Source organism: Haemophilus sp. SZY H36 (assembly GCF_018829625.1).
GTDB classification, from domain to species: Bacteria; Pseudomonadota; Gammaproteobacteria; order Enterobacterales; family Pasteurellaceae; genus Haemophilus; species Haemophilus haemolyticus_K.
In genome coordinates, this window is record NZ_JAHKKA010000001.1 from 605,201 (window position 1) to 627,404 (window position 22,204).

Annotated in this window: 20 protein-coding genes; 5 read left to right on the forward strand and 15 right to left on the reverse strand. The window is 38.0% G+C overall.

All coding sequences use genetic code 11. From position 1 onward, the window contains the following. Positions 1-7: 7 nt before the first annotated feature. From KP713_RS02685 to ffh, 7 genes are all read right to left on the reverse strand, one after another. A complete protein-coding gene (locus KP713_RS02685; protein ID WP_048954128.1) occupies positions 8-1,837 on the reverse strand; it encodes a penicillin-binding transpeptidase domain-containing protein in 1,830 nt (609 codons plus the stop codon). 11 nt (positions 1,838-1,848) lie between these two features. Further along, on the reverse strand, positions 1,849-2,172 hold the full coding sequence (gene ftsL, locus KP713_RS02690; RefSeq protein ID WP_048954129.1) for a cell division protein FtsL: 324 nt from the start codon (positions 2,170-2,172) through the stop codon (positions 1,849-1,851). 2 nt (positions 2,173-2,174) lie between these two features. Then, positions 2,175-3,140: a 16S rRNA (cytosine(1402)-N(4))-methyltransferase RsmH gene (gene rsmH, locus KP713_RS02695; RefSeq protein WP_048954130.1), complete on the reverse strand. Its 966-nt coding sequence runs from the start codon at positions 3,138-3,140 to the stop codon at positions 2,175-2,177. A gap of 37 nt (positions 3,141-3,177) precedes the next feature. After that, positions 3,178-3,633 carry a division/cell wall cluster transcriptional repressor MraZ gene (gene mraZ / locus KP713_RS02700; RefSeq protein WP_048954131.1) on the reverse strand — a complete coding sequence of 152 codons (456 nt, stop codon included), beginning with the start codon at positions 3,631-3,633 and terminating at the stop codon, positions 3,178-3,180. Between the two features lie 204 nt (positions 3,634-3,837). Then, complete coding sequence (locus KP713_RS02705) at positions 3,838-5,424, reverse strand: carbon starvation CstA family protein (protein ID WP_048954132.1); 1,587 nt, start codon at positions 5,422-5,424, stop codon at positions 3,838-3,840. A gap of 186 nt (positions 5,425-5,610) precedes the next feature. Beyond that, positions 5,611-5,949, reverse strand: a complete 339-nt coding sequence (locus KP713_RS02710; RefSeq protein WP_048954133.1) for a PM0253 family protein — start codon at positions 5,947-5,949, stop codon at positions 5,611-5,613. Between the two features lie 189 nt (positions 5,950-6,138). Further along, complete coding sequence (gene ffh / locus KP713_RS02715; protein WP_215769776.1) at positions 6,139-7,527, reverse strand: signal recognition particle protein; 1,389 nt, start codon at positions 7,525-7,527, stop codon at positions 6,139-6,141. A 143-nt stretch (positions 7,528-7,670) separates the two neighbouring features. Between ffh and KP713_RS02720 the strand changes: the two genes are divergently transcribed. The 4 genes from KP713_RS02720 (at position 7,671) to KP713_RS02735 (ending at position 11,233) form a co-directional block, all read left to right on the forward strand. After that, positions 7,671-8,456: a cytochrome C assembly family protein gene (locus KP713_RS02720; RefSeq protein ID WP_048954135.1), complete on the forward strand. Its 786-nt coding sequence runs from the start codon at positions 7,671-7,673 to the stop codon at positions 8,454-8,456. A gap of 135 nt (positions 8,457-8,591) precedes the next feature. After that, positions 8,592-9,854, forward strand: a complete 1,263-nt coding sequence (locus KP713_RS02725) for an HlyC/CorC family transporter (protein ID WP_005626318.1) — start codon at positions 8,592-8,594, stop codon at positions 9,852-9,854. Positions 9,855-9,981: 127 nt separating this feature from the next. Beyond that, entirely contained in the window at positions 9,982-10,752 is a 771-nt protein-coding gene (locus KP713_RS02730) for a threonine/serine exporter family protein (protein WP_005634905.1), read from the forward strand. A 1-nt stretch (position 10,753) separates the two neighbouring features. Continuing rightward, the gene (locus KP713_RS02735) at positions 10,754-11,233 is read left to right on the forward strand and encodes a threonine/serine exporter family protein (protein ID WP_005639515.1); all 480 of its coding nucleotides are present in this window, start codon (positions 10,754-10,756) and stop codon (positions 11,231-11,233) included. A gap of 45 nt (positions 11,234-11,278) precedes the next feature. On the opposite strand, the gene KP713_RS02740 is transcribed toward KP713_RS02735, so the two are convergent. Both KP713_RS02740 and KP713_RS02745 read right to left on the reverse strand, forming a co-directional pair. Further along, entirely contained in the window at positions 11,279-11,497 is a 219-nt protein-coding gene (locus KP713_RS02740) for an HP1242/YdcH family protein (protein ID WP_005628252.1), read from the reverse strand. A 118-nt stretch (positions 11,498-11,615) separates the two neighbouring features. Further along, entirely contained in the window at positions 11,616-12,374 is a 759-nt protein-coding gene (locus KP713_RS02745) for a hypothetical protein (RefSeq protein WP_215769777.1), read from the reverse strand. Positions 12,375-12,543: 169 nt separating this feature from the next. Here KP713_RS02745 and serS point away from each other — a divergent pair, with 169 nt between their 5' ends. Continuing rightward, positions 12,544-13,833, forward strand: a complete 1,290-nt coding sequence (gene serS / locus KP713_RS02750; RefSeq protein WP_111407190.1) for a serine--tRNA ligase — start codon at positions 12,544-12,546, stop codon at positions 13,831-13,833. Between the two features lie 51 nt (positions 13,834-13,884). Here the strand turns inward: serS and selD are convergent, their stop codons facing one another. From selD to mscK, 6 genes are all read right to left on the reverse strand, one after another. Further along, entirely contained in the window at positions 13,885-14,925 is a 1,041-nt protein-coding gene (gene selD, locus KP713_RS02755; protein WP_215769778.1) for a selenide, water dikinase SelD, read from the reverse strand. A 57-nt stretch (positions 14,926-14,982) separates the two neighbouring features. Continuing rightward, positions 14,983-15,939: a lauroyl-Kdo(2)-lipid IV(A) myristoyltransferase gene (lpxM, locus tag KP713_RS02760; RefSeq protein WP_215769779.1), complete on the reverse strand. Its 957-nt coding sequence runs from the start codon at positions 15,937-15,939 to the stop codon at positions 14,983-14,985. Between the two features lie 46 nt (positions 15,940-15,985). After that, positions 15,986-16,753, reverse strand: coding sequence for a TSUP family transporter (locus KP713_RS02765; RefSeq protein WP_215769780.1), 768 nt, complete (start codon positions 16,751-16,753; stop codon positions 15,986-15,988). Between the two features lie 17 nt (positions 16,754-16,770). Continuing rightward, on the reverse strand, positions 16,771-17,631 hold the full coding sequence (gene mepA, locus KP713_RS02770; RefSeq protein ID WP_215769781.1) for a penicillin-insensitive murein endopeptidase: 861 nt from the start codon (positions 17,629-17,631) through the stop codon (positions 16,771-16,773). A gap of 146 nt (positions 17,632-17,777) precedes the next feature. Further along, positions 17,778-18,851 (reverse strand): chorismate synthase, encoded by a 1,074-nt coding sequence (aroC, locus tag KP713_RS02775; RefSeq protein WP_215769782.1) that lies wholly within the window; start codon positions 18,849-18,851, stop codon positions 17,778-17,780. An 11-nt stretch (positions 18,852-18,862) separates the two neighbouring features. Further along, positions 18,863-22,201, reverse strand: coding sequence for a mechanosensitive channel MscK (mscK, locus tag KP713_RS02780; RefSeq protein WP_215769783.1), 3,339 nt, complete (start codon positions 22,199-22,201; stop codon positions 18,863-18,865). Positions 22,202-22,204 lie beyond the last annotated feature (3 nt).

Sequence of the window (22,204 nt, forward strand, 5' to 3'; positions counted from 1 at the left end):
TTTTTCCTTAATTCATTTTTTCATTCTTACGCTCACCAACATATACAATGCGTTTCGCACTTTTCATTGTTTTTTCTGTTGGTTCCGCATCTTGTGGAATTCCGTTAGCACGTAATGCATAACCCATAATACTAGAGAACACAGGAGCTGAAACCGCACCACCATAATATTCCCCAGCTTTTGGATCGTTAATCAAAATGACTAAGGCATAACGTGGATCACTAATTGGTGCAATCCCCGCTGTGAATGCAACGTATTTATTCACATAATGACCATTCTCTAATTTACGTGCTGTACCCGTTTTTACACCAACACGATATCCTTCAACCATCGCTCGCTTATTTTTAATCGCTACTTTTTCTAAAATACCGACAATATCCTTCGTGATTTTTTCAGAAAAAACTCGTTTCCCTATTACAGGTGGATCAACTTTTGTAATAGAGAGTGGACGATAAATACCGAAGCTACCAAGCGTTGCATAAGCTCTAGCTATTTGGAGTGGTGTTGCAGTAATACCATAACCATAAGAAACCGTTGCACGTTCAATATCCGCCCAACGTTTACGATTGGCATTTAAAATCCCAGCCTGTTCACCAATCAATCCCAAATCTGTCGACTTACCTAAACCTGCATTTTGATAGGTTTCCATCAAGGCACTTGGGGGCATACGTAACGCAAGGCGACTTACACCACGGTTACTTGAATTAATTAATATTTCATCTAATGTTTGTTGCGCACGTGGTGCTACGTCTACAATTTCTTTTCCACTTACTGTAAAAGACCCCGTATTAATAACTTCATCACGACGAACTACACCACGTTGAAGTGCAGTTAACACAACTAAAGGCTTTACAGTAGAACCCGGCTCAAAGGTATCCGTAATAGCACGATTACGCATTAATTCTGATTTAACGCCAACACGATTATTCGGGTTATAGGATGGCGCAGTAGCCATGGCTAATACTTCTCCTGTACGAACATCAACTAATACAGCTGTACCTGATTCAGCATTATTTTCTGATACCGCTTTTTTAATTTCACGATACACCATAGATTGTAATTTTTCATCAATACTTAACGTAACATCTTGCGCATCATATTTTTTTTCATCAGAAATGTGTTCAACAATGTTACCTCGCTTATCTTTACGTACTGTGCGTGAACCATCTTTCCCCACAAGCATGGTATTAAAACTTTTCTCTATCCCTTCTATACCATTCCCATCAATATCAGTATAACCAACTAAATGTGCAGCTTCTTCTACACGTGGATAAAAACGACGATGTTCAGTTTCTAAGAAAACGCCTTTAACGTTTAATTTTTTAATATAATCTGCTTTATTTGACTCTACTTGACGAGCCAAATACAAATAACCTGATTTTGAATTTTTCTCAATTTTTTTAATCAAGTCATTGCTACTCATTCCTATCTCTTGTGCTAATGCATTAATACGCTCTTTATCCGCTAAAGCATCTTCTTTTAACATCGTTTTGGGATCAGCTACTATTGCACTCATCGGGACACTTACTGATAATAATTGCCCATTACGATCTAAAATTGAACCACGCACTGAAAGAATTTCATCTTTACGTAACGAGCGTTTATCTGCCTCGCCAGATAAGGTATCAGCATTAATAGATTGGACATAACCAGCACGAGCTACCAATGCACACAAACCAAGAAAAACAAAAAATACCGAAATAATATAACGTCCACGCATAAAACATTTATCAAACACCATTTTCGGTTTGTTATGTTTCACGGCTTCAGGTGCGGTTAATTTTCTAATTGTTTTTTTAGACTTATTTGATTTACGAGAAGAATTGAATTTAACCATCTTTTTACCTATTATTCTCTAATCTCAACTTCTTGTTCTGTCGTTAAAGGTTTCATTTTTAAAGTACCTACAGCAATAGATTCTACTCTTGTGCTATCCCCTTCAGTCGCTTCCTGCACCTGTAAATTTCGATATTCATTTTCAAGCGCTTGCCGTTGTAAAATAAGTGCACCATTTTCAGAAATTAACTGACGTGTTTTATGCGTCACCCAAATAGCGCCCATTGCGGATACCAAAATTGCTATTAATAAGAAAACAATTAACTTATTTGAAGAAAATAAATCTTCAACTAAAATCTGCTGTAACGGATAACGAGGTTTATTATTTTCAGACATCACTAAATTCTCTCCGCTACACGCAATACTGCACTTCTTGAACGAGGATTTGCTTGAATTTCCGCCTCACTTGGTTGAATTGCTTTACCAATTAGTTTTAATTTCTGATTACGTTGAATTTGGTCTTCTCGCAATGGTAAACCTTTAGGGATATCCTCACCTTTACTTTGTTTTTTCATAAAATGTTTCACCATTCTATCTTCCAAAGAATGGAAACTAATAATTGATAAACGCCCTTCTGGCGCTAACATGTCTAAAGCAGAATTGAGTACACTTTCCAATTCGTCTAGTTCTGAATTGATGAAAATACGAATGGCCTGGAAACTACGAGTCGCAGGATGTTTATGTTTATCTTTAAAAGGTACCGCTTGTGAAATAAGCTCAGCTAATTGACTAGTACGTGATAAAAATTCTGTGCCATTTTTGGCCGCACTTTTGTTGTAATCAACAATAGCAGTGGCAATACGTTTAGCAAAACGCTCCTCGCCAAAAGTTTTCAAAACCCAAGTTAAATCCTCAACCGATACTTGTTTTAACCATTCTGCTGCTGATAAACCTTGAGTCGTGTCCATACGCATATCAAGTGGGCCATCTTTCATAAAACTAAAACCACGTTCTGCTTCATCAAGCTGGGGAGATGACACGCCAAGATCAAGCAAAATACCATCAATTTTGCCAACCAAATTTAATTTTTCACAAATTTCAGGAATATGAGAAAAGCTGTTATGTTCAATCTGAAAACGTGGGTCTTGAATTTTTTGAGCTTCAGCAATGGCTCTAGGATCGCGGTCAACGCCAATAAGACGACCATTTGGGGATAATTTAGAAAGGATTAAGCGAGAATGTCCACCACGGCCAAAAGTACCGTCAATATAAATTCCATTTTCCTTCAATGCCAAGCCATTCACGGCTTCGTGAAGTAAAACTGTGATATGTTCAGGTGAAGAAAAGGAATTTTCGGTATCCATAAATACAATATAAAAGTAAAAAACGGTGAATCATTTTCTATAATGAGAAATCTTTCAGAGCCTCAGACGCAAAGTCTGCACTTGAACCAATTTCCATATCTTCTTCAATTTGAGCATGCCATTCTACAGCACTCCAAATTTCAAATTTATTAAGTTGTCCTACTAACATTAAACCTTTTTCTAATTTTGCATGTTGGCGTAATGGTCCACTAAGCAAAATACGGCCCTGAGCATCCATCTCACATTCAGTGGCATGACCAAGCATTACTCGTTGCAAACGGCGTTGGGTAGGATCAAAATTAGAAAGTTCGAGAAGTTTTTGTTCGATTTTTTCCCATTCATCAAGGGGATAAAGTAAAAGACAAGGTTGGCGAATATCGACGGTACAAACCATTTGCCCTTGGTTCTTTTCAAGAATTTCAGAGCGATAGCGGGTTGGGATCGCTACGCGTCCCTTAGAATCTAAATTAACCGCTGTTGCACCACGAAACATATTACGCCTTCAAAATTAAACTTATTTTGAGAAATTTTTCTAAAAATCTCCACAAAACACCACTTTTCTCCACATCTACGTAAGTTTATAATTTGTTTGCTTAAGTTGCAAGCGATTATCCCTGATATAACCCTATTTTTTATCAAAATAAAAAGCCGTTTGAGAAAATATCCCAAACGGCTTTTTTCAACCAGATGTTCTTAATTAATTATTCACATAAGCTTCTTCGTCACGATCACCGAATGGTTTAAGTAACGTAAAGAATAATATGATACATACTACTGTTGTTGCCAAACCTAAATATACTGACAATTGATAATCTAAGTGGAAACCAATTGGATTGTAATATAAATAAGTTGCACACACTGTGGTAATAAACCAAGCAGGAATAGAAGCAACCCAATGGAATTTATGATAACGATATAAATATGCAGCTGCTGTCCATAACATTACCATTGCTGTCATTTGGTTTGCCCAAGTGAAATAACGCCATAATACGCTAAAGTCAATGGTTGAAACAAAATAGCCTAATACGAATAGTGGTACAGCAATTAATAAGCGTTTAGATAATGAACGTTGGTCAATATGGAAAATTTCCGCTAATTGTAAACGAGCAGCACGGAATGCGGTATCACCAGAAGTGATAGGTAAAACAACCACACCTAACACAGCAAAAATACCACCAACAAAACCTAAGAAATGTAATGAACTGTCATATACAACTTTAGATGGTGATCCTGCAGAAATTGCATCTTGTAATGCTTGTGGATTTTCATAGAATGCGAGACCAACCATACACCAGATTAGCGCAATTACACCTTCAGCAATCATTGCACCGTAAAAGATAAAACGACCTTCTTTTTCATTTTCAGCACAACGCGCCATTAAAGGAGTTTGAGTTGCGTGGAAACCAGATAATGCACCACAAGAAATAGTTAAGAACAACAATGGCCAAATTGGAACATCACCCTTCACTTGGAAGTTTTGTGTGAATTTCTCTAAAGTTAAACCTTGACCATCTGCATTGATAGTACGGAAGAACTCAATAGGATCAACAGCACTAAAGTGTGCAGAAACTAAGCCATACACCATACCCACAGACATAAATAGCAATAATGCGCCAAAGAGCGGATAGATTCGACCGATAATTTTATCGATCGGTAATAAAGTCGCAAGAATATAGTAAGCAAAGATAATAATCGTCCAAACTGCAACAACAGTTGCTTTATCCATTCCCCATACTTTGATACCACCGGCTTCAACTGCATGATGAACAGCTTCAGCATCACCTAATTGTAACGCTCCTTGAGATGCGCCCAATAAGTCCATGGTAATCGTACCCATTAATTGAGCTGGGCTTGATACAAACACAACACCTACTAATAATAAAAGTACAAGCGCTAATGTGTTAATAAATACTTTTACAGGGCGACCTAAGAATTTACCGGCTAAATATGGCATTGTTGCACCACCATGACGGATACTCAACATACCGCAGAAATAATCATGTACTGCCCCAGCAAAAATACAGCCTAGTACAATCCATAACATCGCGACAGGTCCGTATAATGCACCAAGAATAGGGCCAAAAATTGGGCCAGTACCAGCAATATTCAACAATTGAATTAACCAAATCTTAGTTTTTGACATTGGCATATAATCCACACCATCATTTATTTGATAGGCTGGTGTTTGACGTTTTGGATTAATGACAAAGATTTTTTCGATAATTTTTCCATAAATAAAGTAACCAAGAATAAGAATGGCTACACAAAAGAAAAACCACAACATAGAAATACTCCTCAAAAGATGGGTAATAATATTTAGATATACTCTAAATTAGCGGCCGTATTCTATGTCAAATTGATAGAAATCAAAAATTGAATTTAAGAGTTTTTTTAAAATTTGTGACTTTTATCACATTTATTAATAACACTATTTACATTAAAAGAATAAAACAGATTGATACTCTCAAAGTTAAATACACCCTCCACAGCTCCCGCAGCGCCAATCGGCCTGATTTACTGCTTGATAAAATGCTCTCATTATATTTTCCTCTAAAGGAATATTATGCTCAATAAATACATCAGAAAGCCATTCAATATTTTCAACAATCCAATCATCCTCACCCAATCCCTCGCGATAAAGCTCATCTTCAGGATCCATAAAATTATAAATATTTTCTGTTCCCATATCTTTATCTTGGCGCTCTCGAGGTAACACGACGGGTAAACCAAGATATTTAATTTCCCAATGTCCCAAACATAATGTATGTCCCTTAGATGACCAGTTAACTTGGAATGGATTATTATTCATGTTGAATTTTTATAGAAAAAGTTGAAATGTGTAATGAGTATAGAATGAAGTAAAGAAAATTCCCATACTAAGTACCGGGTATTATTTCAACTAAAATTCACTTATAAATGACACTTAGGCTAATATTTTGCCCAAAACAAAGTGCGATTAAAAATATTTCTTTTTTAACCGCACTTTGATCTTATGAAATTATCGTTTAAACATTCCGCCTAAACCACCAAGACCGCCCAAGCCTCCGCCCATTAAGCCTTGCATTCCACGCATCATTTTAGCCATGCCACCTTTACGCATTTTCTTCATCATACGTTGCATTTCATCGAATTGTTTAAGTAATTTATTGACATCTTGCACTTGAGTGCCAGAACCTAATGCAATACGACGACGGCGAGATCCTTTGATAATATCTGGGTTGGCACGTTCTTTTAAGGTCATAGAGTTAATGATCGCTTCCATTTTGACAAACATTTTGTCATCCACTTGATTTTTAACGTGATCAGGCAAATTTTTTGCACCGGGTAATTTCTCAAGCATAGACATCATGCCACCCATTTTTTTCATCTCGATAAGCTGTTCTCTGAAATCATCTAAAGTAAAATCATCGCCTTTCTTGAATTTCTGCGCCATTTTTTCTGCTTTTTCACGGTCAACAGAACGTTCAAGATCTTCAATCAGTGAAAGCACATCGCCCATACCCAAAATACGGGAAGCGATACGGTCTGGATGGAACGGCTCAAGCGCTTCTGTTTTCTCACCCACACCCAAGAATTTGATTGGTTTACCAGTGATTTGACGAATTGATAACGCCGCACCACCGCGTGCATCACCGTCCACTTTTGTCAAAATAACACCTGTAAGCGGCAATGCTTCATTAAAGGCTTTTGCCGTATTGGCTGCATCTTGACCAGTCATCGCATCTACGGTGAAAAGGGTTTCGATTGGATTTAACGCTGCATGGACTTGCTTGATTTCATCCATCATTTCTGTATCAACGTGCAAACGCCCTGCCGTATCCACAATCAATACATCGTAGAATTTCAGTTTTGCATCAGCAAGTGCCGATTTAGCAATATCAACTGGGTTTTGTTTAACATCCGATGGGAAAAAATCCACGCCAACGGACTGAGCCAAAGTTTCAAGCTGCTTAATCGCAGCTGGGCGATATACGTCGGCAGAAACTACTAACACTTTCTTTTTATGGCGTTCACGCAAGAATTTTGCTAATTTACCCACGCTGGTGGTTTTACCCGCACCTTGTAAACCCGCCATTAAGATAACCGCTGGTGGTTGAGTTGCTAGGTTTAAACTCTCATTCGCTTCACCCATGGCTTTTTCAAGCTCACGCTGAACGATTTTTAAGAACTCTTGCCCCGGCGTTAAGCTTTTATTGACTTCTTCCCCAAGCGCGCGTTCTTTTACTTTTGCGATAAATTCACGCACCACAGGTAAAGCAACATCTGCTTCAAGTAATGCCATACGCACTTCGCGTAAGGTTTCTTTAATATTATCTTCCGTTAAACGGCCTTTTCCCGTGATATTGCGTAAAGTTTTAGAAAGGCGATCCGATAAATTATCAAACATAACTCGTAATCCTGTTTTTTTCTAAAAAAATTGCCTTGATTATACCGAAATTTAGGCGTTTTTCATCATTTCAAATAAATTTATAGCGAATTGTGTGTGAGAACGATAAAATACGAACCATTCCCAAACAGAGAAAAGAAATTATGTGGTTTGCTATTTTTTCGATTTTATTTTATCTAATTAGTGTGTTGATGATCGCTCCTTTACTTACGTCCGTAGAAAACACACAACATTCTCCGAAAAAAACACCGTTGTTTTTTACCTCACTTTTTGCGATAGCATTACACGGTATTACGCTTTTCCCTTCCTTGAAGGAATTAGCTGAAGAGCATACATTCACATTAATTCAAATTAGTTCATTAATGAGTGTTAGCATCTCTGCCCTTGCAGTATTTGCTATTTTATCAGTGAATTCTATCTGGTTCGTTTTACCTATCGTCTTTGCCTTTTCAATTTTTAACTTAATTTTGGCAACATTTATACCAAGTCATTTTATTCAATTACTCAATCAAGATTCTGCGATGTTATTTCATATAGGCTTATCAATATTTACTTATGCCGTATGCTTTATTGCCATGCTTTATGCAATCCAACTCAATTGGATTGATCGTTCATTAAAAGCCAAAAAAACCAACTTTTCTCCGATTATACCTTCTTTAATGACCGTAGAACGTCATTTTGCAAGGGTATTTGCTTTTGGTGAATTATTATTAACACTGACATTAATTTCAGGTATTTATCATTCTATCAATGCATTAACTGCGGAAAATATTCACAAAGCACTATTTTCATTTTTTGCTTGGATAGTCTTTGGCATCGCACTTTTTGGTCATTGGAAAAAAGGATGGCATGGAAAAAGGATGATAATTTATGCAATTTCAGGTATTATCTTACTCACGATTGCTTATTTTGGCAGTCGGCTGATTTAAAAATAAGGGCGAATTCAAATTCGCCTTTATTATTCCATAGGGCATAACTTATTACATAAACTTAATTAGCTAGACTAATTTATGCTTCAATAAATTACGCCCTATGATGTGATTAACGAACAAAAGGATTTTCCCTTGGACAGTATTCCCCTTAGTACTTTATTTATTATTCTCATTATCTGTTTAGTGTTATCTGCATATTTTTCTGGCTCAGAAACCGGACTACTCTCTCTCAATAAATATCGTCTTCGTTTTCTATCCGAACAAGGCAATAAAGGCGCACAAAAGGCAGAAAAACTGTTAGAAAAGCCAGATACCTTGTTAAGCTTTATTCTTATTTTTAATAACCTTGTGAATATCAGCGCATCAGCGATTGCGACCATGATTGGTATGCGTTTATACGGTGATGCGGGCGTGGCGATTGCAACAGGTTTGCTCACTTTCGTGATGCTTGTATTTTCTGAAATTTTCCCCAAAACGGTGGCTGCAATGCACGCGGAAAAAGTCGGTTTTGTTTCCAGCCACATTTTGACGGTATTACTTAAAATCTTCTATCCGTTAGTTTGGCTGATGAATATTTTTACCAAATCATTAATGCATTTGGTGGGATTAAAACCCGATATGCAAAAACAAGTAATTAGCCGTGAGGAACTTCGTAGTATCGTATCAGAAGCGGGTGAAGCGACACCTGATGAACAACATCCACAAATGTTGCTTTCTATTTTAGATATGGAAACCGTCACCGTTGATGACATTATGGTTCCGCGCAACGAAATTGGCGGCATTGATATTGATGATGATTGGAAAGCCATTATGCGCCAGCTCAATCATGCGGCACATAACCGCGTGGTGCTTTACAAAGGCAGTCTTGATGAACAAGTGCTTGGCATTTTGCGCGTGCGTGAAGCATTCCGCTTACTGCTTGAAAAAAATGAATTTACCAAAGAAACCTTAATTCGTGCCGCTGATGAAGTGTATTTCATTCCTGAAAGCACGCCATTAAAAACGCAACTTGCGAATTTCCGTGCAAATAAAGAACGCATTGGCTTAGTGGTGGACGAATACGGCGATATTAAAGGGCTTGTGACGTTGGAAGATATTTTGGAAGAAATCGTTGGTGATTTTACCACTTCCACCGCGCCAAGCATTGACGAAGAAGTAACGCAACAATCTGATGGTTCCATGATTATCGATGGCTCTGCCAACCTACGCGATCTCAACAAAATGTTTAACTGGGAATTGGATACCGAAGATGCACGTACGTTTAATGGTTTAATCCTCGAACACTTAGAAGAAATTCCCGATGAAGGCACGGTTTGCGAAATTGATGGCTTGCAAATTACCATTCTTGAAGTGGGCGATAATATGATTAAACAAGCGAAAGTCGTCAAACTTTAATCATAAAAACTCCGCCAAATTGAACCGCACTTTTGACTTGGATCATAAGTGCGGTTCTTTTTTTGCGCATTTTTCAGAAAACATTTTTATAATTATTTATAGGTATATTTTAATAGAGAACAAAGATATGGAACACGAATATCAACGGGCGGTGACTCGCGTGTGCGTACAAACGGCATTGCTCTTGTTACAACATGGGGCAGAAAGTACCGTAGTGGTGCAAATGGCGCAGCGTTTAGGCATAGCACTTGGCGTAGAAAGTGTAGAATGTGCGCTTACGGCAAATGCGGTGGTGCTGACGACCTTATCAGATAATCATTGCATTACCACCGCAAGAAAAAATACGGATAAAGGCATTAATATGCAAATGGTTACTGATGTGCAGCGCATTGTGATTGCCGTTGAACATCATTTGTATGACTTAGAAATCGCACAAAGAAAACTGGATCAATTAAAACCGCTTAAATATAACCGATGGTTAGTTGTATTCATGATAGGCTTATCTTGTGCAGCATTCGCCCATTTATCTGGCGGAGACTGGGTGATCTGTGGTATCACCTTTGTGGCGGCAGCCATCGCCATGTTTGTGCGACAAGAATTTTCTAAACGGCACTATAATCCTCTTATCGTCTTTTCCATCACCTCTTTCGTCGCCTCGCTGATTTCTGGCGTGAGCTTAAAATATAACTTAGGTAATGATCCTCAAATTGCTTTAGCGTCTAGTGTGTTATTACTTGTGCCGGGGTTTCCGCTGATTAATTCTTTGGCGGATATATTAAAAGGTTATGTGAATATGGGATTAGGCCGTTGGACGATTGCAACTATTCTCACTTTTGGCGCATGTCTTGGCATTGTATTCGCTTTAAGCGTATTACATATTACAACTTGGGGGCATTAAAATGTTATTAGATATAACAATATTTATATTGAAATTATTCGATGATATGTTATTTGCCGCAATTCCAGCCGTGGGCTTTGCTTTAGTATTTAATGTACCGCCCAAGGCCTTAAAATATTGCGCAATTTTAGCCGCACTTGGGCATGTTACACGCACATTATTACTGCATATTAATATGCCTATTGTATTTGCCACATTCTTTGCAACTTGCGTAATTGGATTTTTAGGCGTGCATCTTTCCCATCGTTATTTAGCCCATCCTAAAGCCTTCACCGTTGCCGCTATTATCCCCATGATCCCTGGCGTTCATGCCTATAAAGCAATGATTTCAATGGTACAAATCCATCATTTCGGCTTTTCTGATGCTTTATTTGAGCAGATGATTAGCTCCTTTATTAATACCAGTTTTATCCTAGGCGCAATAGTATTTGGATTGGCCTTACCAGGATTATTGTTTTATCGACAAAAACCGGTGGTGTGACACTAAAATAGTTCAACAAAAAAACCGGCATCAGCCGGTTCTTTACTATTCTTGAGATTTTTTCTTGAGATATTCATAAAGCTCATCTTTAATCCGTAATTTTTCTTTTTTCAAAGCCTCAATTTCCATATGAGTGGCGAGCTGAATGTTTTCCTGCATATTCTTAATTTCATGATCTAATTCGTTATGCTTTTCAAAAAGACGATCGAAATAAGCATCATTACTTTTAAGTTTGGTGATTAATTCTCGGTATTCGGGAAACATAGCATTGCTCCTATAGTGGTTTTAACTGGTTTCAGTTTACTACATTCGCCCCAAATAAACAGAAAACAATCTTAAAAATTTGACAACGATCACAAAATTTATTTCTCTCAAACAATCCTTACTCTTTTGCTTTTTTATTTCTTCCAGCACCTAAAATCAGCATCGCTAACAAACTAAGGATAATTCCAAAACCAGCACCAATACCCGTTGAGATAACATAAGGTTTCTCTGATATCACAAGATTAGGCTGTTGAACAAAATGAAATGCCACCAAATTATTATCTAACGGTTGAACAGATTGCATCATTTTCAATTTGTTTTCCCAAGAAACGTCAATTTTAACGTCTGCAGCATTTTTCACTTGTTCGAATAACGATTTCCATTTTGTAATCAATTCATTATTTAATGTTTGGCGCGCTTGATTATTCACATAACGAATGTATTCCACAAAAAGTTGATCCACTTCTTCACGATCAAAAGAAGACAGGGTTAATTGATCAAGATTATTTTCTTGGGAAAATTTAAAATGCGAAGCAATTTGCTGAATGGTTTGATTTTCAACTTTAGCTCTCACTTTCACAAAATCAGATTGATTTAAAAACGCCATTAATTGAGCGGGAGAACTCAGAATTTTTGTAAATTCATGATACGCAGAATCTGTCGCCTTACGCTCAATTTTTACCATATCAACGGCATCCGCATCACCACTAACTAAACTGTATGTAGAAAAAAGAGAAAAATAATTACCTAGCTCACTCATTTTTGGCGTTTCAAATTGCGCACTAACCTGCCATTTTGTCGGATGAAAATGAGCCCCGGCAAAACCAAGCCCACCGCCGATAATCATAAATAGAAAAGAAAGAATAAATTTTCTCATAACCCACCTAAAAATTTGATTAAATCGGCGCAAATTTTAACACAAAGTGCGGTGTATTTTTCTTTATTTTCAGAATCTCGCTTTTCACTAGGCTTTTAACTGGTTTATTTCAACAACGTGCGATAGAATAAAACCGTTTTCATTTCAACGAAAAAAGTAAGGAAATACCATGATCGATCCAAATTTACTCCGTAATAATTTAGCGGAAGTCGCAGAAAAATTAAAAGTAAAACGTAACTTTATTCTTGATACAGAAAAACTCACCTCATTAGAAGAACAACGCAAGAACTTACAAGTAACCACTGAAAATTTACAAGCTGAACGTAATACTCGTTCAAAAGCTATTGGTGCTGCGAAAGCACGTGGTGAAGATATCGCGCCATTATTGGCTGAAGTGGATAATATGGGCAATCAATTGACTGAAGCAAAAGCACAATTAGATGCGGTACTTGCGGAAATTAATCAAATTGCATTAAGTATTCCAAATCTACCTGCAGACGAAGTGCCATTAGGCAAAGATGATACAGAAAATAAAGAAATCTTACGTTGGGGTACACCGCGTACATTTGATTTTGAAGTGAAAGATCATGTCTCATTAGGTGAAGATGCCAATGGCTTAGATTTTGCCGCTGGGGCTAAATTAGCTGGTGCTCGTTTCGCTGTGATGAAAGGTCAAATCGCCAAAATGCACCGTGCATTAGCGCAATTCATGTTAGATCTTCATACTGAACAACACGGCTATTTAGAAACCTATGTGCCTTATTTAGTCAATCACGCCACACTTTATGGCACAGGTCAATTACCAAAATTTGGGGAAGATTTATTCCATACTTTAGCCTTAGAAGGCGAACAACCTTACGCATTAATTCCAACCGCAGAAGTGCCCGTCACTAATTTAGTGCGTGACGTGATTATTGATGAAACAGAATTACCAATAAAAATGACCGCACATACGCCATGTTTCCGTTCTGAAGCGGGTTCTTACGGTCGTGATACTCGCGGTTTAATTCGTATGCACCAATTTGATAAAGTGGAAATGGTACAAATCGTTGATCCAGATAAATCAATGGAAGCACTCGAAGAATTAACCAGTCATGCGGAAAAAGTATTGCAATTATTAAATCTTCCGTATCGTAAAGTTTTACTTTGCACAGGCGATATGGGCTTTGGTTCTTGCAAAACTTACGATTTAGAAGTTTGGGTGCCTGCACAAAATACTTATCGCGAAATTTCTTCTTGCTCAAATATGTGGGATTTCCAAGCCCGCCGTATGCAAGCACGCTGTAAAGCAAAAGGCGATAAGAAAACCCGCTTAGTGCACACATTAAATGGTTCTGGCTTGGCTGTTGGTCGTACTTTAGTAGCAGTGCTTGAAAACTATCAAAATGCGGATGGTTCAATCACCGTACCAGAAGTGTTACGTCCATATATGGGCGGATTAGACGTTATCGGCAAATAATCCTTCTAGAAGATAAAAAAGCGTGGATTTTAAAATTTCCACGCTTTTTTATTAAGCTATTTCCACGACGACATCGAGTTCTGATTTAGGTTTTAATTCCCCCACTTCATATAAATCAATGCCCGCATCTTTAGCTATTTCAATTACCGTTTGAACGCTATTAGGCTCAACTGCCACTAATAAACCGCCTGATGTTTGAGGATCACACAAAATCGCTTTTTGCTCTTCCGTTAATGCGCCAACTTTATACCCATAACTTTCAAAATTACGCCCTGTTCCACCGGGTACGTAACCTTTAGCAATATAATCTTTTACACCGTCCAAAGTTTTAATTTTGTCCGCAAAAACTACCGCACTTAAATTTGAACCTTCACAGATTTCAATTAAATGACCAAGTAAACCAAATCCGGTGACATCCGTCATTGCGGTGACGCCCTCCACTTGGGAAAATTGGCTGCCAATAGAATTCATTTGGCACATGGCGGCAGTAGCTAAACCTTGATGTTCTGGTTTAAGTTTTCCTTTTTTCTCCGCCGTCGTCAAAATACCAATACCAAGCGGTTTCGTCATATAAAGCTTACAACCTGATTTTGCAGATGCATTACATTTCACTTTTTCAGTGTCAATCACGCCTGTCACGGCTAACCCAAAAATAGGTTCAGGCGAATCAATGGAATGCCCACCTGCCAAAGCAATCCCTGCTTGATGGCAAGCAAAACGCCCACCATCAACAATTTTCTGTGCAACTTCTGCGGGCAATACATTAGTTGGAAAACCTAAAATGGCGATGCCCATAATCGGCTTACCGCCCATAGCAAAAATGTCACTGATGGCATTGGTTGCGGCAATTCGTCCAAAATCAAAAGGATCATCCACAATTGGCATGAAAAAGTCTGTGGTACTGATAATCGCAGTTCCATTACCAAGATCATACACCGCTGCATCGTCAGCAGTTTCATTGCCGACGAGCAAATTTGGATCATAAAATTTTTCCAGTTCTGAATGTAAAATTGTCCCTAACACCTTAGGCGAAATTTTACAGCCTCAACCCGCGCCATGACTGTATTGCGTCAGCCGAATTTTTTCTTCCATTTCTTATTTACCTTATTGAATATCCGTTTTCGAGAATATGACTTTCAAACCCTATTCTTAATCATAAAGATCTTCGCCATCTTTCCTTGTACGCAATAATTGCAAAATCCAAACATATTGCTCTGGCGCTGGCGTAACAAAAGATTCTATTTCTTCATTCATTGCTCGGGCTGATTGTTCAGGATCATCACTTAAATTCATTGCTGAATGAATTTCCATTTCATATTTTCCAGTTTCAGCGTTATAACGAGGAAACATTGGAATGACCACGGCTTTAGAAAGTTTTGCCATTTTATTTAATCCCGGCAATGTAGCTTTATAAGTTCCAAAGAAATCAACAAATACGCTTTGCTCCGCACCAAAATCTTCATCTGGTAAGTAATAACCCATTTCGCCTTTACGAACATGATTTAAAAAAGGTTTAATACCATTTTGGCGAGCATGCATTTTTCCACCGAAACGTTGGCGTGTAATCGTCCAAAGCCAATCCACCAATGGATTTCGGTGTGGATTATACATAGAAGTCATTGGCATGCCTTGAGTGTGCAAAATAATGCCCGAGGCATCAATCGCCCAGCCATGTGGCACCATAAGAATAATATTCTTTCCCTCAGCTTTTGCCTGTTCAATATGTTCAAGACCGATAAGTTCGCTACGTTTTTGTAAATGTTTCTTTGAACGGATAGCAATCTCACCAATACCAAACATAACTTGAGCGACGACCGCAAACATTTTATCAATGACTTGCTCACGTTGTTGCTCAGTCCAATAAGGGAAACAATATTGTAAGTTAGTTTGCGCACGCGTACGCTGTTTCTTTGCTTTATGCCCAATCCAAATACCTAATTTTCCCGCCAATTTATCGCGCAGACGAAAAGGCACAAATGCTAACAACAATAAAAAGAAAATACCGAGCCAAATTCCCCAATATTGAGGCTTTAAATACGACCATGAAAAGTGCGCTTCATAGCCCACTCTCGCCGTCAAACGTAAATTTTGTTGATTATCCGACATAATAAAATGTAATTAATTTTAACCGCACTTTTGCGCGCTTTCCGAATTAAAAATGAAACCACCCCTGATCGTAAACCATTTTAGCCGTCATCATAAAAGACATGATAACAACCATCGGTCGAATCAAGGTTTTACCTTTCGTCATCACCATTTTAGCACCTAAATTTGCGCCTAAAATGCTCCCAGCCATCATCACGAAACCCACTTTCCAAAGAATTTGTCCACCCAATAAGAAAAGCGCAAAAGAAGCAAGGTTCGAAGTGAAATTCATCACTTTTGCATGTGCTGTCGCTTTCGGGAGATTAAATCCTAGCAAAGTAACACAGGCTAAACTCATAATTGAGCCAGTTCCTGGGCCAAAGAAGCCATCATAAAAACCTAAAAATGGGCTAACTAAAAGACCAAATAACAGATAACTTAATCGTTGTTTCCGATCTTCATCACCTAATTTAGGAGTAAATAGGAAATATAGACCAATGGCTAAAATCAAAAAAGGCAGAATTTTTTTGAAAATCGCTACATCAATTGATTGAATTAACAATGTACCTAAGGCAGAACCTAAGAAAACCCAAATCAAAATAAACCCAATATCGCGTAAATTGACCGCTCTTTTTCGCAAGAAATAAAGGCTTGCAGATAATGCGCCCCCCATAGCTTGTAATTTGTTGGTGCCTAACGCCATTGCAGGTGGCATACCTGTCATGAGCAACGCTGGAATAGTGATTAATCCACCACCGCCAGCAATCGCATCGATAAATGATGCAACAAAACCAACACAAAACAATATTGCTAAAAGATCAATTCCGATATCCATATTGATTTACCTTAATGCTATTCTAACCATTCACTCCGATTCGGTGAGTTCAAAATTTGTTGGCACAAAAACGGCTCTGGTGGTGTAACTTTAGGTTTGCTCACTGAAGCGCCTGGTTTTGGCGGTTCAAACCAAGAATATAATTCGTCGCCGCAACCATCACCGGCAGGCACAGGCGCTTGATTTTCACAATAAGGCGCATCTGCTGGGCAAGTTAAACGAACATGAAAATGAGAGTCGTGTCCATACCAAGGACGAACTTTGTGTAGCCAACCGCGATCATTGCCAGCGGTTTGGCATAATTTTACCTTAATCGCGGGATTAACAAAAATACGTGTCACACTTGGATCTTGTGCCGCTAACTTGATTAACATCGCATGATTGGTATTCCATACGCGTTCATCCACTCGTTGCGCCTTTCTATCTACAACTAATAAACCTTTACCGTCAGAATTCAGCGCATCGGCATCCGACATTTCGCCCATTCTTAACCAAATATCCGCATCTAATCCCATCTGATGGCTAGCATGGCCAGTTAAAAATCGGCCGCCACCCGGCATGGCAATATCCCCCACTAACATTGTTGGCAACCCAGCAGCTTTAACGCGTTGTCCCAAACGTTCAAGATACTGAATCATATTTGGATGGCCATAATAGCGATTGCGATTCATGCGAATCACTTGGTAACCTTCCCCTTTCGGCGGTAATGCTTGCGCTCCAATAATACACCCATTGGTATAACTACCAATAGGTTTTGCTTTCCCATCATCACTTGGAATGGGACGTTTCACTTTTTGCCAATCGAGAGGAGACGCAACAACATTCAGAGAGAAAAGTGCGGTAAAAATTATGGTTGTTTTTAATAAAATTTTATTCATTCTAATATTATCATTAATAGTTTCACCGTCGATAAATATACCCACGATAAACAATAACTCCCCTTTGAGGAACATTCATTGCTCAAAGGGGTAACATCAAAGCTTATCTAGGAGATAGCAACCTAGCCTTAAATATTACATTAAGATCACTTACACTGTGCCTTAAAACGTAATAGATGATCTAATAATACAATCGCCATCATGGCTTCTGCGATGGGTACAGCACGAATACCCACACAAGGATCGTGTCGACCTTTTGTTACAACCTCTACGGATTCACCATTAAGATTGATTGAACGACCAGGAATTGTAATACTTGAAGTTGGTTTTAGCGCAATCGTGGCGATAATCGGTTGACCAGAACTAATTCCGCCTAAAATGCCACCAGCATGATTGCTTTCAAATCCATCGGGGGTCATTTCATCACGATGTTCACTTCCATGTTGCTCAACCACAGCAAAACCATCACCAATTTCGACGCCTTTTACTGCATTAATTCCCATTAATGCATGGGCAAGATCCGCATCTAAACGGTCAAATACTGGCTCACCTAATCCGACTGGAACATTTTCAGCGATAACGGTAAGTTTAGCACCAATAGAATCCCCTTCTTTTTTAAGTTCACGGATCAATTCATCGAATTTTTCTACCGTACTTTCATCAGGACAAAAGAATGGATTGCTGTTTACCTTTTCCCAATCAATTTCTCCGATAGTCTGCGGTGCAATTTTCACATGACCGATTTGACTTAAAAAACCACGGACTTCAATACCAAAATGTTCGCGTAAATATTTTTTCGCAATCGCCCCCGCAGCAACCCGCATCGCTGTTTCACGCGCTGACGAACGCCCACCGCCACGATAATCACGGATTCCATACTTTTGCTGATAGGTAAAATCCGCATGCCCTGGGCGGAAACGATCTTTAATCTCGCCATAATCTTGCGAACGCTGATCACCATTTTTAATGATCATTCCAATACTTGTGCCTGTCGTTTTTCCTTCAAACACACCAGATAAAATTTGAACTTCATCGTCCTCACGACGTGGCGTGGTATATCGAGATGTCCCGGGTTTACGACGATCTAAATCTGGCTGAATATCTTTCTCTGATAATTCAAGATTTGGCGGTACCCCATCAACGATACAGCCTAATGCAATACCATGTGACTCCCCAAAGGTTGTCACACGAAAAAGTTGTCCGATTGTGTTACCTGCCATATTATTTCTCTTTAATTAGTTGTAGTTAATTTTTCCATATTAATAAAAGGAATCTCTTCACCCGTGTCGTTATTTTTAATAAAGATATCCAATTGATTGAAAGCAATGTCTATATTATTTTCTTTAAATAATTGATTTACACGACGATTTAATAAATCGAGCGTATCATTACGATCTGAAACCTGTCCGACATAAACTCGTAACTCATGATCTAAAGTGCTTGCACCAAAATTTAAAAACAATGCTCTTGGCTCAGGTTCTTTTAAAACGCTCGGCAATTCATAAGCAGCTTGTAACAACAAACGTTTTACTAATTCTAAATCGGAGTTATAAGCAACCCCCACAGATATAACTAAACGAGTAATAGTATTTGATAATGCCCAGTTGGTCACTTGCCCTGTGACAAACGATTTATTCGGCACAATCACTTCTTTTCTATCCGGATCAATCATCGTAATAGCACGAATACGGATTTTTGCTACCGTACCGGTGACACCGTTTATGGTAACGGTATCGCCCACTCGAATTGGGCGTTCAAATAATAAAATAATCCCGGATACAAAGTTTGCAAAGATTTCTTGCATACCAAAGCCCAAACCAACTGAAAGGGCAGCAAACAACCATTGCAATTTAGACCACGACATACCTAATGTAGCAAATGCCCACGCACCACCAACCGCAACTAAAACATAAGTTAATAATGTAGTAATAGTATAAGGCGTTCCTTGTGAAAGTTTAACCCGTGAGAAAATTAATACTTCTAAAATACCTGAGATATTGCGTACTAAGACATAAGTAATCCCTACAATAACCAAAGCCACAAGAAGATTAAATAAAGTGATACTTTCCATCACAGTACCAGCTTCAGTAGTCGTCGTTTGCTGCCATAAGGTCACTTCACGCAAATAACTTGCCACCGTGACAAGATCTGACCAAACATAATAGAAAATGCCAAACAAAGCAGTCCAAATGAAAAGATCCGCAAAACGCAATAATTGGCTACGCACTTCATTTAACGCTAAGCCTTCTTCTTTTTCATTAAGAACAAGCTCATCGGATGCTGATCCTTCATTAATATTTGCTCGTTTTTGATGACGTTTTTCTTCTAAACGGCGATGAGCCAAGCGACGAGAAGATACAGTAATGCCACGATAAATCATTTGACGAATTAACCACCACACACACCATGCGATATAAGAATTAATCAAATGCTGTATTAAATTCAATGCAGTGTAATAGTATCCCAACGCAACTAATACCACTAAGCCAACAGGAATAATCTGTAAACCGAATTGAACGATTTTAACAATAATGTGATTATGACTTTTTTTCTCATCTTCGTAAGAACGTAGCACATTTTTGAAACGTGGGGCGATGATAATAATGCAGAACAGCAATGAAACTATTGTATTCACTTGTCCAATCACATCATTTGCCAACCCATAATCAGTCACGTTACTAAATACTGATGTATTCAGTAATAAAACAACCGCTACAACAATACGTTTAATGACGCTTTGAAAACGCACCGCACTTTGTTGAGAAAATTCAAAGTGGCGCACAAAAATTCCATTCGGGCGGAATAAAGAAAGCCAAAACGTGAAGAACCACCAATAGCCCGCCATACTAAACGACCAATCCCAAAACTCAGTTGGATTTTTCACAAAAAAGAAACCAATCATTTGGCAAATGGCTAAAAACCATAATGTCCCTGAAAGGGTTAAAAATGCAGTCAATAATATAGCCAATGGAGTATTCCACTGATTGTCATATTTCAAACGATTAATTTCACTATTAATTTTGGCTAAACGCTGTTTAATACGTTCTTTAAAGCGAAAAATCGCACCGCCTACAACAAACAGCGCAAAGAAATACATCAGTAAATAAGGTAAATTACTATAGTTGGTTGGAAAACCAATTTTCTTCACAATACCATCTACTTGAGCAACAAATATATGTGGTAATTCACTAAACCAATCTAAATTAATAGGATTATTACTTTTAACCCAAAAACTTTGTTGATCTAATTTAGCTTGAACTTGATCACTTATTTGAGTAATTTGCTGCTGAGTAAGCTCTAATGAAATAGCTAAATTAAGCTGGCTATTCAATGATTTAATTAAATCAGATAAAACTTTCCGACGCTCAGTTAATAAATTCGTTAATTGAATCTTCTCTGTATTACTAAACTTTTCGCCTTCATCTGATTCTACTTTAAGAATATAAGCATCTAAATCGTAAAGCTCATTACGTTTTTGAGTAATATCAAAAATCTGAACCCTCAAATCCGCAATTTGTTTTGATAAACCTTGAATATTTAAATTAGTTGGTAATTTTTGTTTTTGTTGTTGAATAATACGAGAAAGTACCAATGTACCTTGTAAGGCGCTAATTTGCTCGTCAATCGTATGTTGAGTTTGAGTAAGACTCTCCAACACATTACGCATTCTCAAGTCATCTTGCGTCAAGGTATTAGTTTTCTCAGTTTGTTGTAGCAAATATTGACTCAAGTCCGCATTACGTGCCAATTCTTTCTGAATATAAGCATTTTTTGCACTATTTAGTTGCTGTTGCTGAACTTGTTCCACTTGGTTTTGAGTTTGCGCCAAGTTTTTCTGATTAATCACCTCTTGAATTGCCACAATTTGTTGTTGTAGCAATTGCAAACGCACATTCAACAAATCATAACGGCTTTGATAAAGCAATGTCAGCTGATCACTATTTTTCAATAAATCTTGGTTATAAGCGTTTTTTAAATCAATCAACTGTAATTCTATTTGATTTTTTTGACGTAAAGTTTTTGTAAGATTGCTATCGGCTAATTGTTGATTAATTTCTTGTGTGCGTTTCAAATTCTCAGTAAGACTGGTTTGAGCACGCTCAGATACAGAACTTTGCCCCGCTAATTGAGTATTCGCTTTACTTAATGCAGTTTGGGTTTCCTGCTGTTGAGCATTAAGTTTGCTTAATGTAGCCTGTAAATCCGCTAAATTTTGAGCTTGATAATCGACTGATTTAGATTGTTCTAACTGCTTCTTAAACGCCAATAAATCTGCATTATTTTTCTTAATTTCACTGTCAGCATGGGCTAAAACATCATGTAAATCTTCATTATTTTTTTGTTGAGTTTGAATGAGTTGCAATAAATCCAAAGAGGTTTGCAATTCATTAATAAGTTCTGTTTTTACATCACCATCAGCCATTTTTTGCACATCAGCTAAATCTGCAGTGAGCTCTTGCTCCGTAGGTAATAATATTTTGCTTTTATTTGCAGCAAATGTTGGATGCACCGTCGCCCAACCAAGTAAAGCTGTAGCTAAAAGTGCGGTGAAAAAACGTGATGTTTTCATAAG